The organism is Prauserella oleivorans (assembly GCF_042685745.1).
Lineage (GTDB): Bacteria > Actinomycetota > Actinomycetes > Mycobacteriales > Pseudonocardiaceae > Prauserella_A > Prauserella_A oleivorans.
This window is the reverse complement of sequence record NZ_JBHUNT010000001.1, coordinates 435,621-448,822: the sequence shown is the minus strand read 5'-3', so window position 1 is coordinate 448,822 and position 13,202 is coordinate 435,621. Positions and strand designations below refer to the sequence as shown.

At 70.9% G+C, this 13,202-nt stretch carries 15 protein-coding genes; 12 read left to right on the top strand and 3 right to left on the bottom strand.

Annotated elements, in window-relative coordinates; translation table 11 throughout:
* Window positions 1-132: 132 nt before the first annotated feature.
* From ACFSZT_RS02180 to ACFSZT_RS02165, 4 genes are all read left to right on the top strand, one after another.
* Window positions 133-684 (top strand): dihydrofolate reductase family protein, encoded by a 552-nt coding sequence (locus ACFSZT_RS02180; RefSeq protein ID WP_377394680.1) that lies wholly within the window; start codon window positions 133-135, stop codon window positions 682-684.
* 73 nt (window positions 685-757) lie between these two features.
* Entirely contained in the window at window positions 758-2,263 is a 1,506-nt protein-coding gene (locus tag ACFSZT_RS02175) for a PucR family transcriptional regulator (RefSeq protein ID WP_377394679.1), read from the top strand.
* Complete coding sequence (locus ACFSZT_RS02170) at window positions 2,260-3,150, top strand: 5-oxoprolinase subunit B family protein (protein ID WP_377394677.1); 891 nt, start codon at window positions 2,260-2,262, stop codon at window positions 3,148-3,150. Before ACFSZT_RS02175 ends, ACFSZT_RS02170 begins: the two co-directional genes overlap by 4 nt.
* Window positions 3,147-4,172, top strand: coding sequence for a 5-oxoprolinase/urea amidolyase family protein (locus ACFSZT_RS02165; protein WP_377394675.1), 1,026 nt, complete (start codon window positions 3,147-3,149; stop codon window positions 4,170-4,172). The genes ACFSZT_RS02170 and ACFSZT_RS02165 overlap by 4 nt, the downstream gene beginning before the upstream one ends.
* Here the strand turns inward: ACFSZT_RS02165 and ACFSZT_RS02160 are convergent.
* Entirely contained in the window at window positions 4,138-4,905 is a 768-nt protein-coding gene (locus ACFSZT_RS02160; protein WP_377394673.1) for a LamB/YcsF family protein, read from the bottom strand. The two genes, ACFSZT_RS02165 and ACFSZT_RS02160, sit on opposite strands and share 35 nt — an antisense overlap.
* 151 nt (window positions 4,906-5,056) lie before the next feature.
* Here ACFSZT_RS02160 and ACFSZT_RS02155 point away from each other — a divergent pair, with 151 nt between their 5' ends.
* The 6 genes from ACFSZT_RS02155 (at window position 5,057) to ACFSZT_RS02130 (ending at window position 11,258) form a co-directional block, all read left to right on the top strand.
* Complete coding sequence (locus tag ACFSZT_RS02155) at window positions 5,057-5,959, top strand: 5-oxoprolinase subunit B family protein (protein ID WP_377394671.1); 903 nt, start codon at window positions 5,057-5,059, stop codon at window positions 5,957-5,959.
* Window positions 5,956-6,942, top strand: coding sequence for a 5-oxoprolinase subunit C family protein (locus ACFSZT_RS02150; protein ID WP_377394669.1), 987 nt, complete (start codon window positions 5,956-5,958; stop codon window positions 6,940-6,942). Before ACFSZT_RS02155 ends, ACFSZT_RS02150 begins: the two co-directional genes overlap by 4 nt.
* Window positions 6,942-7,181, top strand: coding sequence for an acetyl-CoA carboxylase (locus tag ACFSZT_RS02145; RefSeq protein ID WP_377394668.1), 240 nt, complete (start codon window positions 6,942-6,944; stop codon window positions 7,179-7,181). The genes ACFSZT_RS02150 and ACFSZT_RS02145 overlap by 1 nt, the downstream gene beginning before the upstream one ends.
* Window positions 7,178-8,506: an acetyl-CoA carboxylase biotin carboxylase subunit gene (locus ACFSZT_RS02140; RefSeq protein WP_377394666.1), complete on the top strand. Its 1,329-nt coding sequence runs from the start codon at window positions 7,178-7,180 to the stop codon at window positions 8,504-8,506. Before ACFSZT_RS02145 ends, ACFSZT_RS02140 begins: the two co-directional genes overlap by 4 nt.
* Before the next feature lie 39 nt (window positions 8,507-8,545).
* On the top strand, window positions 8,546-10,105 hold the full coding sequence (locus ACFSZT_RS02135; RefSeq protein WP_377394665.1) for an AMP-binding protein: 1,560 nt from the start codon (window positions 8,546-8,548) through the stop codon (window positions 10,103-10,105).
* 199 nt (window positions 10,106-10,304) lie between these two features.
* The gene (locus ACFSZT_RS02130) at window positions 10,305-11,258 is read left to right on the top strand and encodes a carbohydrate-binding protein CenC (RefSeq protein WP_377394664.1); all 954 of its coding nucleotides are present in this window, start codon (window positions 10,305-10,307) and stop codon (window positions 11,256-11,258) included.
* 121 nt (window positions 11,259-11,379) lie between these two features.
* Here the strand turns inward: ACFSZT_RS02130 and ACFSZT_RS02125 are convergent, their stop codons facing one another.
* On the bottom strand, window positions 11,380-11,832 hold the full coding sequence (locus ACFSZT_RS02125) for a hypothetical protein (RefSeq protein WP_377394662.1): 453 nt from the start codon (window positions 11,830-11,832) through the stop codon (window positions 11,380-11,382).
* 146 nt (window positions 11,833-11,978) lie between these two features.
* On the opposite strand from ACFSZT_RS02125, the gene ACFSZT_RS02120 reads away from it, so the two are divergent.
* Together ACFSZT_RS02120 and ACFSZT_RS02115 are read left to right on the top strand one after the other, a co-directional pair.
* Window positions 11,979-12,110 carry a hypothetical protein gene (locus ACFSZT_RS02120; protein WP_377394658.1) on the top strand — a complete coding sequence of 44 codons (132 nt, stop codon included), beginning with the start codon at window positions 11,979-11,981 and terminating at the stop codon, window positions 12,108-12,110.
* Window positions 12,111-12,117: 7 nt separating this feature from the next.
* Window positions 12,118-12,465, top strand: a complete 348-nt coding sequence (locus ACFSZT_RS02115; RefSeq protein ID WP_377478153.1) for a hypothetical protein — start codon at window positions 12,118-12,120, stop codon at window positions 12,463-12,465.
* Here ACFSZT_RS02115 and ACFSZT_RS02110 read toward each other — a convergent pair.
* Window positions 12,393-13,201, bottom strand: a protein-coding gene (locus ACFSZT_RS02110; protein ID WP_377478151.1) for an IS5 family transposase whose coding sequence is annotated in 2 segments (ribosomal slippage) — window positions 12,393-12,859 and window positions 12,859-13,201 — 810 coding nt in all. Because the reading frame shifts where the segments join, the coding sequence is not laid out codon by codon here. The genes ACFSZT_RS02115 and ACFSZT_RS02110 overlap by 73 nt on opposite strands.
* Window position 13,202 lies beyond the last annotated feature (1 nt).

Here is a 13,202-nt window from a genome sequence, read left to right as displayed (position 1 = left end):
GGGATAATCGTCGCGCCGCGCCGTCGCGTTCCGCCACCGTCGGGTCATTTCCCTGCCGGACCCGCTGCGCTCCGTGATCATCGGAGCGGACACCCGCGATGAGTTCCGGCGCAGCCCGCGGTCTGACCGGACATGCTGTACTCATTCATCGCCACCAGCGCCGACGGCTACCACGAGGCCCCCGGAAGGAACCTCGACTGGCACAACGTCGACGACGAGTTCACCGAGTTCTCACTCGACCAGCTCGACCACACCGGCGCGATCGTCTTCGGCCGCGTCACCTACGAGGGGATGGCGCAGTTCTGGCAGTCCCCCACCGCGTGGGAGACCGACCCGGAGACGACGCGGCGGATGAACGCACTGCCCAAGGCCGTCGTCACCCGCACCCTCACCAGCGCCGACTGGCCGGACACCCGCGTCCTGGACGACCCGGCCAAGGTCGGCCCACTGCGCGACGACGTCGCCGGTACCGGCAAGGACGTCGCCGTCTTCGGCAGCTCCACGCTCGCGGCCCGCCTGGTGGAGCTCGGCGTGGTGGACGAGATCCGCCTGCTGGTCATGCCGGTCCTGCTGGGGGAGGGGACGCCGGTGTACCGGGGTATCGGCCGGTCCCGGCTCGAGCTCGTCGCGACCAGGCCGTTCGCCTCGGGCAACGTCCTGCACACCTACCGCCCGGGGCGCTGAGCGAGACCGTCGAGGTCACCCGGGTGCGCCCCCCTCGCGGGCGCCGGTGCAACACTGGCCCGCAGGAGGGTGCATGCGACCGACCGTGCAGTGGCTGCTCAACCGCGGTGAGCTCGGCCTGCGTGCGCTCGTCGACACCGGCGCGCAGCGGTGCATCCGCTGGGTGCACGCGAGCGAGCTGGCCGACCCGACGCCGTACCTCTCGGGTGGTGAGCTCCTGCTGACGACGGGCCTGCACGACAAACCCTGGCACGGCTACGTCGACCGGCTGGTCCGTTGCGGTGTCGTGGCGCTGGGCTTCGGTGTGGGACCGCACCACGAGCGGGTGCCGGACGAGCTCGTCGGCGCCGCCGGGGAGTCCGGGCTGGCGCTGCTGGAGGTTCCGGAGCCGACGCCGTTCATCGCGATCAGCGAGGCGGTCGCCGCGGCGATCTCCTACGCCCAGGAGGACGCGCTCGCCTCCGCGCTCGCCACCCAGCGGGAGCTCATCACCGCAGCGGTGTCGACCGGTGGACCCCGCGCCGTGGTCACCGGCCTGGCGGAGGCGCTGGACGCCTGGGTGCTGTTGCTCGACGAGTCGGGCGCCGCGCGGCACTGCTCGCCGCCCCACGCGCGCCGCTACGCCGCGAGCGTGCGGGCCGAGCTCGATCGGATGACCATGACGTCGCTACTGCATTCCGCGTCGCTCGCGCTCGGCGACCAGCAGGTGGCCGTGCTGCCGGTCGGTACGGGCGGTTCGGTGGCCGGTTACCTCGCGGCGGGCAGGCGTGCCGCGCTCACCACGCCGGAGCACTCGGTGCTGGCCAGCGCGGTCGGGCTGCTCGCGCTCGACGTCGTCGCGCAGCGGCAGGCGCGGGACGCCCGGCGGGACGCCAACGTGGCCGTGCTGCGCCTGGCGGCGTCCGGGCATCCCGACCTCGCGGAGTCGTGTGCCGACACACTCGGCGTGGCGTTGCCACCCGCGCCGCTGCGCGTGGCGCTGCTCAGCTGCGAACCCGGCGACATCCGCGACCTCCTCCGGGCGGCCGAGGACCACCCGGCGCTGACCCAGGCAGGCGCGCTCGTCGCCCGCTACGACCGGCACAGCGTCGTGGTGCTGCTTCCGGTGGCCGAGGGTGACCTGCAGGCGCTGGAGGAGGTGCTGCACCGGGTGGCCCGCTCCCGCGGTGTGGTCAGCGACGGGGTCCAGCCTGCCGACGTTCCGGACGCGCTGCGCCGCACCCGGTCGGTCTTCTTCGGCACCACACGCGGCGGCGACCGGCTCGTGCTCGCCAAGGACGTCGCCACCGCGGGGCTGCTCGCGCAACTCGACCATCCCGGAGCCCGCGGCTGGGCCGACGCCCTGCTGGAACCGCTGGAACGGCACGCGTCCCGGTCCAAATTGGACCTCGTTTCCACGCTGCGGGTCTACCTGGCCAACAACAGTCACATCGACGCCTCGTCCACGGCACTGGGCATCCACCGGCACACCCTGCGCTACCGGCTGCGCCGCATCAGCGAACTGCTCGACACCGACCTCGACGACCCCACCGCGCGGGCGGAGTTGTGGCTGGCGTTGCGGATGCGGGAGATGCGATGAGCGTCGTGCTCGACCGCACGCCCGCCGTCGAGGGCCGCCCGGCCGCTACCTACCGGCAGGCTGGTGAGGAGTACGTGCTCGTCGAGTACGCCGACGGCACCGAACTGGACCTGCGGCTCAATTTCGTCGTCGTCGGCATGCTGGGGGCCCTGACCACGGCCCCACCTCCCGGATTCGTGGAGGCCGCGCCCGGGCTGCGGTCAATCCTCATCCGGTACGACCCCGCCGCGACCAGCCGCGAGGCGCTGCTGCACCACCTGCGGGACCTGCACGGACGGCAACCCGAGATCGCCGGCCTCACCGTGCCGAGCAGGCGAATCGTGCTGCCCATCGCGTTCGACGATTCCGCCACCGCCGAGGCCGTGCGCCGCTACGTCACCACCATCCGGCCGGACGCGCCCTACGCGCGCGACGGCACCAACATCGACTACATCGCCGAGCAGAACGGGCTCGCCGACCGCGAGGAGCTCTACGAGGCGATCCTCGGCACGGAGTGGTGGACGGCGTTCACCGGGTTCGCGCCCGGCCTGCCGTTCCTGTTCTCCCTGCGCGAGCCGACGCTGAGCGTGCCGAAGTACAACCCGACGCGAGCGTGGACTCCCGAGGGGGCGGTCGGCATCGGGGGACCGTGCGTGGCGATCTACCCGGTCGACTCGCCCGGTAGCTACCAGCTGTTCGGCCGCACCGTCCCGATCTACGACCTCCTCGGCAGACACGAGCTGTTCCGCGACGACCCGTTCCTGATCCGGGCGGGCGACCGGGTGCGGTTCACCCGCGTCACCGAGGAGGAGCTGCTCCGGGCACGCAGGCAGGCGTTCGACGGCCGCTACGCCTACCGCGTCGAGGACGCCCCGTTCGTCGTCGCCGACTACCTTGCCGGCCGATGACGCTGGAGATCCTCGACGCCGGTGTGCAGACCACCGTGCAGGACTACCCGGGCCGGGTCGGGCTGCAGGCCAAGGGCGTCTTTCCAGCGGGACCGGTGGACAACCTCGCGTTCCGGATCGCCAACGTGCTGGTCGGCAACGAACCCGGTGCCGCAGGGCTGGAGATCGCCACCGGCCGCTTCGGCGCGCGGGTCCACCGGCACACCGTGCTGGCCCTGACCGGCGCCGACGGCACGAACCCGCAGCTCAACGGCGCGCCGGTGCCGCTGTGGGAGGGAATCGAGGTGCGGCCCGGCGACGTGCTCACGTGCGGCACGGCGAAGGGTCCCGGCTTCCGGCTCTACCTCGCGGTGGCGGGCGGCATCGACGTCCCGGAGGTGCTCGGCTCCCGCGCCCTGCACACCGCGGGCGGCATCGGTGGACTCGAGGGCCGGGCGCTCATCCGTGGCGACGTCCTGCCCACCGGACCCGCCACGGGCACGAGACTGCGGCTGCCGCAGGCCCTGCGCCCGGCCTACCACCGGCACTGGGAGCTGGAGGTCGTGCGCGGCCCGCATGCCAGTTCCGAGTTCCTCACCGAGGGTGACTGGCGGGACTTCGTGTCGCTGCCGTGGCGGGTGAACCTGAACTCCGACCGGCTGGCCGTGCTGCTCAACCCGCACCGCTTCACGTGGGCGCGCACCGACGGTGGCGTCGCGGGCGACCATCCGTCCAATGTGCTCGATGGCAGCTTCCCCGTCGGCGGGGTGATCGTGAACGGCGACGTCCCCACCATCCTCGGCCCCGACGGGGCGACCTCGGGCGGGTTCACGGTGATCGCCACGATCGCACGCGCGAGCCTGTGGAAGGTCGGGCAGCTGCGGCCGGGGCAGGACACCGTGCGGTTCCGGGAGATCGGCGTCCCCGAGGCGCACGAGCTGGCCCAGCACGTCGAGTTCGCGCTCGACTCGCGGCACCTGGAACGGCTCTCCAGCGCCCCGGCCCGGCTCAGCGCTCCGCCAGCACCTCGCGCATGGGGCTGATCGTCACGCCCTCGGCGGCGAACCGCTCGCGGATGGCGGTGGCGATCTCGACGGCGTTGGGCCGGTCGCCGTGGATGCAGATCGTGTCGGCGTCGATGTCGACCCACGTGCCCGCGGTCGTGCGCACCATGCCGCCGAGGATCGCGACGGCCTTCTCGGCGCACTCCTGCGGGTCCTTGGGCAGCGGCTGCGGCTCGATGATGATGTGCCCGTTCTCGTCGTACTCCAGGTCGGCGAACGCCTCCCGCGCCACGCGCAGCCCACGCGCGGCGACCCGCTCCGCCGTGGCACCGGCGTGCAGCACCACCACCAGCTCGTCGGAGATCGAGGCCACCGCGTCGGCGACCGCGTCGGCGACGGTCTCGTCGCGCATGGTCAGCCCGTAGAACGCGCCGTGCGGCTTGACGTGCGTGACCTCCACGCCGAGCGAGTCGGCGAACCCGCGCAGCGCCCCGTACTGGTAGAGGCAGGCGTCGGCCGCCTCCGCGGGGGACATCGCGAGCGCGCGGCGGCCGAATCCGGCGAGGTCGGGCAGGCCGGGGTGCGCGCCGAGTGCCGTGCCGGCACCCTTCGCGAGCTCCACCGACCGGCGCATCGTCGCCGGATCGCCCGCATGCCATCCGCACGCGACATTCACCGAGCTGACCAGCGGCAGCAGGTGCTCGTCGTCGCCGAGCTTCCACCTGCCGAAGCTCTCGCCCGCGTCGGCATTGAGGTCGATCACCGTCTTCATGTCTCCAACAGTGGGCGTCCGGGTGGACGGCGGCAATTCATCGGTTTGGACAAAGCGGCGCGGGATACCTGTCCACTCGGGCCAATGGTGCACCGCATCCGCGACGGGAAGGGTGTTGCGAAACCCAGACCGCCAGACGAGGAGGGGTGGCGTGGCCGCGACAACCCTGAGTCTTCCGCCCGCACGGTACGAGTACGGCGGCGACGAGTTCGTGTTCGTGGAGATCGACCAGGCCATGAGCCTGGAGGCGAACTTCAAGGCGATGACGATCACGGCCGCGCTGGCCGAACGGGGGCTCGACGGCGTTGTCGACATCTGCCCGTCCAACGCCTCCTATCTGATCCGGCTCGACCCGGAGAAGCTGCACCCCAAGGACCTGGTCGAGGAGCTGCGCGGCATGGAGAAGTCGGCGGCCGAGCTGAGCTCCGACCACGTGCTGCCCACGCGGGTGGTGGACGTGCCGGTGCTCTACGACGACCCGTGGACGCGCGAGACGCTGCTGCGCTTCCGCGACCGCCACCAGGATCCCGAGGCCACCGACCTGGAATACGCCGCGCGGATCAACGGCTTCGACGGCGTGCCCCAGCTGATCGACGCGCTGTCCGGCGCGCCCTACATCGTCACGATGCTCGGCTTCGTGCCCGGCCTGCCGTTCTGCTACCAGATGGTGCCGCGCGACCGGCAGATCGAGGTGCCCAAGTACGTGCGGCCGCGCACCGACACCCCGGAGCGGGCATTCGGCTACGGCGGTGCGTTCGCCGTCGTGTATCCGGTGCGGGGCGCGGGCGGTTACCAGCTGTTCGGCATGGCGCCCGCGCCGGTGTTCGACCGCACCCAGTCGCTGCCGGACTTCGCCGACAGCATCGTCTTCCCGCGCTCCGGTGACATCTTCCGGTACCGCGCGATCGACCAGACCGAGTTCGACGAGGTGCGGCGTGCCGTCGAGGCGGGCACGTGGCGCTACCGGATCCGTGAGTTCGAGTTCCGGCCCGCCGAGTTCCTCGCCGACCCCGACGCCGTCAACAACGAGCTGCTGGAGGTGCTGTACCGATGACCGAGCTGATCGTGCACTCCGGCGGGCTCTACACGACCGTGCAGGACGCGGGCCGCGACGGCTACTACGACATCGGCATGCCGCCGTCCGGTGCGATGGACCAGTTCTCCTACCGCGCCGCGAACCTGCTCGTCGGCAACCCCGAGGGCGCCGCCGCGCTGGAGGCCACCTACATCGCGCCGAAGCTGGAGTTCACCGACGACCGGCTCGTGGCCGTCACGGGCGCCGACGGGCCGGTGACGCTCGGCGGCGAGCCCGTCGAGCCGTGGACGACCATCAAGGTCGGGGCGGGCGACGTGCTGGAGTTCTCGATGATCACCGGCGGTTGCCGAACCTACATCGCCGTGAGCGGCGGAATCGACGTGCCGGAGTACCTCGGTTCCCGTTCCACGTACATGCTCACCGGGCTCGGGGGGTTCGAGGGCCGCAAGCTCGCCGACGGCGACCGGCTGCCACTGGGCAAGGAGTCCGGCAACGGCGCCCCGAAGCCGGGATCGGCGGTCGCCGAGTCGCTGCGGCCGCGGTTCGAGCCGGTCACCGAGGTGCGCACGGTGGTGGGCCTGTGTTCCTACCGGCTCAGTGAGGCCGGCATGCGGTCGTTCTTGGAGACGACGTGGAAGGTCACCAAGGACGCCGACCGGGTCGGTTACCGGCTGCGGGGTGGGACGCTGGAGTTCGTCGAGCGCGAGCAGCCGTTCGGCGCGGGCAGCGACCCGGCCAACGTCGTGGACCTCGGCTACCCCATCGGGTCCATCCAGGTGCCGGGTGGGGACGAGCCGATCGTGCTGCTCAACGACGCCGTCACCGGCGGTGGGTACGCCACGATCGGCACGGTGATCTCCGCCGACCGCGACCGGCTCGCGCAGACCAAGACGGGCGACTCCGTGTCGTTCGTGCCCATCGACGTCGACGAGGCGATCGCCGCCCGGCGGGAACGCAGGCAACGTCTCGACCGGATCAGCACGGAACTGAGGAGCGAGTGATGACGACGATCAAGGCCACCATGCCCGGCGTGTTCTACCGGCGTCCCAGCCCGGACGCGGAGCCGTACGTGAGTGAGGGCACCGAGGTCTCCGAGGGCCAGACGATCGCCCTGATCGAGGTGATGAAGACGTTCAACGAGGTCAAGTCCGAGGTGTCGGGCAAGGTCACGAAGTTCCTCCTCGACGATGGCGACGAGGTGTCGATGGGCCAGGACATCGCCGAGGTCGACGGCGCATGAGGGTACTGGTCGCCAACCGGGGCGAGATCGCGCTGCGGATCGTCCGCGCCTGCCACGAGGCCGGGCACGAGGCCGTGGCGGCGTACTCCGACGCCGACAAGGACGCGCGCTGGGTGGCGCTCGCCGACGCCGCGGAGCATCTCGGCGGCTCGCCCGCGGGCAAGTCCTACCTCAACGCCGACGCCGTCCTGAACGCCGCGAAGGCGAGCGGTGCCGACGCGATCCACCCCGGCTACGGCTTCCTGTCGGAGAACGCCGCGTTCGCCCGGCGCGTCCGGGAGGAGGGGCTGACGTTCATCGGCCCGCCGCCGGAGGTCATCGAGAAGATGGGCGACAAGGCGGTGGCCCGCGAGACCGCGCGGGAGGCCGACGTGCCCGTCGTGCCGGGCAGCGGGCCGGTCGCCGACGTGGCGGCGGCGAAGGCCGCGGCCGAGCAGATCGGGTACCCGCTGCTGATCAAGGCGGCGGCAGGCGGCGGTGGCCGGGGGATCCGGCCGGTGGACGACGCCGACGCACTCGCGGACGTCTTCGCCACCGCGCAGGCGGAAGCGGCGTCCGCGTTCGGCGACGGCACGCTCTATCTCGAACGCGCCGTGCAGCAGGCCCGGCACATCGAGGTCCAGGTGCTCGCCGACGATCATGGCCACGTGGTGCACGTGTTCGAGCGCGACTGCTCGGTGCAGCGGCGCAGGCAGAAGCTTGTGGAGGAGGCGCCCGCGCCCGGGCTCGACCCGGCGACCCGGGAGGACATCACGGCCGCCGCCGTGCGGCTGGCCCGGCACGTCGGCTACCGCGGGGCGGGCACGGTCGAGTTCCTGCTCGACGACGCGGGCTTCTACTTCATGGAGATGAACACCCGCATCCAGGTGGAGCACCCGGTGACCGAGGTCGTCACGGGAGTGGATCTGGTGGCCGAGCAGCTGCGGATCGCCGAGGGCAAGCCGCTGTCGGTGACGCAGAAGGACATCGCACTCGACGGTGCGGCCGTGGAGATGCGCATCAACTGCGAGGATCCGGACAACGCATTCGTGCCGACACCGGGTTCGCTCGACCGGTTCGACCTGCCCGGCGGGCCGGGGGTCCGCGTGGACACCGGGTTCACGGCGGGTGACGTCATCAGCCCGTTCTACGACTCGATGCTGGCCAAGATCATCTGCTGGGGCGCCGACCGCGAGCAGGCCCTCGCCCGGGCGCGGCAGGCGCTGGCCGAGCTGCGCATCGAGGGTGTGCGCAGCACCGCGACCCTGCACCACCGGTTGCTGACCGATTCCGACCTCCGCGACGGCGCCGTGCATACGCGCTGGCTGGAGACGTGGCTCGGCTGACCGATTGACCCGGCAGGCCGGTGGCACCAAGCTCGTGCCATGGCGGGTGATCTCTCGTTCGAGCCGTTGACGCCGGTGTCGTTTCTGGATCGGGCGGCTGCGGCGCATGGTGATCGGGTCGCGGTGGTGGATGGTGCCCGCCGGTGGACGTATGCCGAGCTGCACGAGCGGTGCCGGCGGTTGGCGGGTGGGCTGGCCGGGCCGGCCGGGGGTCGTCCGGTGGCGGTGCTGGCGCCGAACACACACGTGTTGCTGGAGGCGCATTTCGGGATGCCGTGGGCGGGGGTGCCGCTGGTGGCGGTGAACACGCGGCTGGCGGCGGGGGAGATCGCCTACATCCTCGAGCACAGCGAGGCGGGGGTGTTGGTGTGTGATCCGGTGTTCGAGGAGACGGTGGCGGAGGCGCTGCGCCGGGTGTCGTCGCCGCCGCGGGTGGTGTGGGCGGGGCCGGACTACGAGGATTTGCTGGCCTCGGCGACGCCGCGGGCGGTGACGCCGGACGACGAACGCGCGCTGCTGTCGATCAACTACACCTCCGGCACCACCGGCAAGCCGAAGGGCGTGATGTATCACCACCGCGGGGCGTACCTGCAGGCGCTGGCGATGGTGGGGCACACCGGGTTGTCGCCGTCGGCGGTGCATTTGTGGACGTTGCCGATGTTTCACTGCAACGGCTGGTGTTTTCCGTGGGCGGTGACCGCGGCGGCGGCGACGCACGTGTGTCTGCCGAAGGTGGATCCGGCCCAGGTGTGGCGGTTGCTGCGGGAGGAGGGGGTCACGCACCTCAACGGGGCGCCGACGGTGCTGTCGATGCTGGCGTATGCGGCGGAGGCGGCGCCGGTGAAGCGCACGGTGCGGGTGGCCACCGGGGGTGCTCCGCCGTCGCCGGCGATTCTGCGCCGGATGGGCGAGCTCGGGTTCGAGGTGACGCACTTGTACGGGCTGACGGAGACGTTCGGGCCGGCGATGATCTGCGACTGGCGTCCGGAGTGGAACGCGCTGGACACCGAGGCGCAGGCCCGGCTGCAGGCGCGTCAGGGCGTGGGGAACATGATCTCCTGCCGGGTGCGGGTGGTGGCCGAGGACGGCACGGATGTGCCCGCGGACGGCGTGACGGTGGGGCAGATCGCGTTGCGCGGCAACAACGTCATGCTCGGCTATTTCAAGGATCCGGAGGCGACGCGGCAGGCGGCGCCGGACGGGTGGTTGCGCACCGGGGATCTCGGGGTGCTGCATCCGGACGGCTACGTGGAGCTACGCGATCGCAGCAAGGACGTCATCATCTCGGGCGGGGAGAACATCGCCTCGGTGGAGGTCGAGCAGGCTATCGCCGACCATCCCGCGGTGCTCGAGGTGGCGGTGATCGCCGTGCCGGATGAGCGGTGGGGCGAGGTTCCCGCCGCCTACGTCACGTTGCATGACGGCGCGCACGCCACCGAGGACGAGATCATCGAGCACGTGCGCGCCCGGCTGGCCCGGTTCAAGGCGCCGAAGTCGGTCGTGTTCACCGAACTCCCGAAAACATCCACCGGGAAAATCCAGAAATTCGTTCTGCGTCAACGAGTTTGGCAGGGTCGAGAGCGTCGCATCGGAGATTAGGGACCTTCTGCTCTAATTCGCGCAGACCTTGTCCCGGGGCGTAACCCGGTGGCCTGCCGCACGATGAACCAAGCGAGGCAAGGGAAATCTTGCCGTTGCGGTCCGGTTGAGTATTGCCCCGGCCACGGACCGTCAACTGACGCAGGGCACGTGAAGTCTCCCCGATTGGACATTGATGCGACGCTGCCGTGCCTGGAGTGTGAGTATCGCATCGCTGACGGTGTGTCTGGTCACACTGAGTGCGTGTGGCGATGCACAGTCCGAACAGGACGATCCGGTCACCGCCGCGCCGTACGTGTACGTCGGTGACGGCCGGCTGGGCCTGGCCCGCGCCGCCGAGCGCACGCCGCTGCGCCGGTTCGTCCTGGCGTTCCTGCTCTCCCACCAGAGTCGTTGCGAGCCGGTGTGGAACACGGGCAGGCCGCTGGCGGATGCGCACGTCCTGGCCGAGGCGCGAGCACTGCGTGCCACGGGCGCAGCGGTGACCGTGGCCTCCGGTGGAGCGTCCGGAACCTACCTCGAGAACACGTGCGCGACGGCCGGAGAGCTCGCGGACGCCTACGTTCGCGCGCTCGATCGCACGGGAGCCGACTGGCTCGACGTCGACATCGAGACCGGCATTCCCGTCCAGCTCGTCGCGGAGGCGCTGCGCGAGGTCCAGGACCGGCGTGGGGCCCGGATCAGCGTGACGGTCGAGGTTCTCGACGAGCGGCGGGGACTCCCGGCCTCGGCGACGGAACTGCTGCGGGCACTTGCGTGGCGAAACGTCGACGTGGTCGTCAACGCGATGGTGATGAACTTTCCCCCGGACAACGGGTGGCGGGTCGCCATGCTCAGGGCGGCGGAGTCCGTGACCGACCAAATTGGACAGATCTGGCCGTCGGATGGCCGGGACGGTGCCTATCGCCGGCTTGGCCTGACCTACATGGCGGGCCGCAACGACACCGGCGTCGTCACCACACTCGCCGACGCGCGTGCACTGCGTGACTACGCGGGCGAGCACGACCTGGCTTACCTCGGTTTCTGGTCGCTGGCCAGGGACAACGGCCGCTGCCCCGGAGAACGGGACGCCCGTGAGGACTGCAGCGGCCTGGCCCAGCACACCTACGACTTCGCGCGGGCCACCGCGCACGTCCCGGAGGAGGGCGAATGACCAGAGATCTCCCGGTTTTTCTCGATCCACGCGGCAGGCGGCGCAAGTGGGTGAATCTGACGACCGGCATGTCGGTCGGCGGTGGCGCTGCGGTGATCGTCGCGTGTGGAGTGTTGCTGGCTCAGCAGCCCGCACTGCTCACGCCGCTGCTGCCCGGAGCCGTTCCGGTGCCGAGGCCGGAAGCCGCGTCCGACCGACCGGCCGGGCGGGGCGGCGGGCCGCTGTTCCTGTTCGGCGACGAGGCCCGAAACCGTGGCGGGATCGCGATCGCACCGGCGAACACCACGAGTCTGTCCGAGCTCGTCTTCGGTGCCGGACGCGGGCAGGCCACGACCCCGTCGTCGGCGGCCCCGGGTCCGGGCTCACCGGCTCCCGCGGAGTCGTCGTCGACGACGGTGCCGCGGGAGACTGCCGTCCAGGACACGAGCAGCCCGGCCACGCCGGATACCGGCTCGGACCCGGTGACGCCGGACCCGGACGCGCCCGGGCCCGGCACGGACGGCGACGGCACGGAAAGCGACGCCGGCACGGATTCCGGCGCCGGCAGCACGCCGCCGCCCTCCGCACAGTCCACCGACCCGGACCCGGTCGTTCCGGAGGTACCCGCGGGCCCGGTCGACGAACCGGACCCCGAGCTGCCGGTGCCGGATCCCGGAGGAGCCCGCTCCCACACCGGAACCCGCACCGACGGCCGAACCCGAGCCGCAGCTGCCCGAGCCCGTGGAAACCGTCGTTCCCGATGCGGTGGAGGAGACGACCGAGCCCGTGCTGGAGACGACGGCACCGGTGACCGATCCGGTCCTGGACACCGTCGAAGAGACCACCGGTGCGCTCACCGGCGAGGGGGAGTAAGGCCGGTATGCGGAGCAAGATCTCGTGGCTGGTCGCCGCGATCCTCGCACTCAGCCTGGCGACGATGTTGCTCGTCGCCGGTCTGTCGAGCTCGGAGATCACCAACGACGCCCTCGCGCGCGACCCCGTCGGCAACGCCGCCGTGCCGCAGCACGTGCGTGACGGCGGAACGGTCGTGGACGCCACCAAGAGCCCGGTGGAGTCGCTGAACGTGCCCGACCGCACCATCGCCCTGACCTTCGACGACGGGCCCGATCCGCAGTGGACACCTAAGAGCATGTCTCATTTCGCGAGTTTCTTGAAGCAGGTGAGGGCTGCGGCGAGAGTGAGGAAGGCGCAGAAGTGGTTGGCGTAGCGCTCGTAGCGTATGGTCAATCGTCGGTATCCGAACAGCCACGCGATACATCGTTCGATGACCCAGCGGTGCTTGCCGAGTTTCTGGCTGGATTCGATGCCTTTGCGGGCGATGCGCACGGTGATTCCTTGCTTGCGTACCCAGTCTCGGAGTTCGGCCTGGTCGTAGGCTTTGTCGGCGTGGAGCTTGTCCGGCTTGCGCCGGCGGGGCCCCCGCCGGGAGTTCACGGCGGGGATGGCCAGAATCAGCGGTTTGAGGGCGTGCGCGTCGTTGGTGTTCGCGGCCGAGATCGCGACCGCCAGCGGCAGTCCCGCCCGGTCGGACAGTGCATGGATCTTCGAGCCGGGTTTCCCGCGGTCCACAGGACTGGGACCGGTCAGAGATCCCCCCTTTTGGCCCTGACGGAGGCTCCGTCCAGGACCGCGCGGGACCAGTCGATCATTCCCTGGCTGCCGAGTTCATCGAGTACCGCGCGATGCAACCTGCGCCATAATCCGGCTTTCGTCCACTCGGTGAAGCGACGATGCGCGGTCGGGACCTTCACTCCGAAGCTGGGTGGCAGGTGTCGCCAAGCGCACCCGCTTGTCAGCACGAACACGATCGCGGTGAACACAGCACGATCATCCACGCGCGACCGTCCGCCTCCCTGCGGACGAACCTGATGCGCAGGGACCAGCGGTTCGACCAGTGCCCACAGCTCATCAGGCACCAACCGCCGCGACAACTCATCAACCACG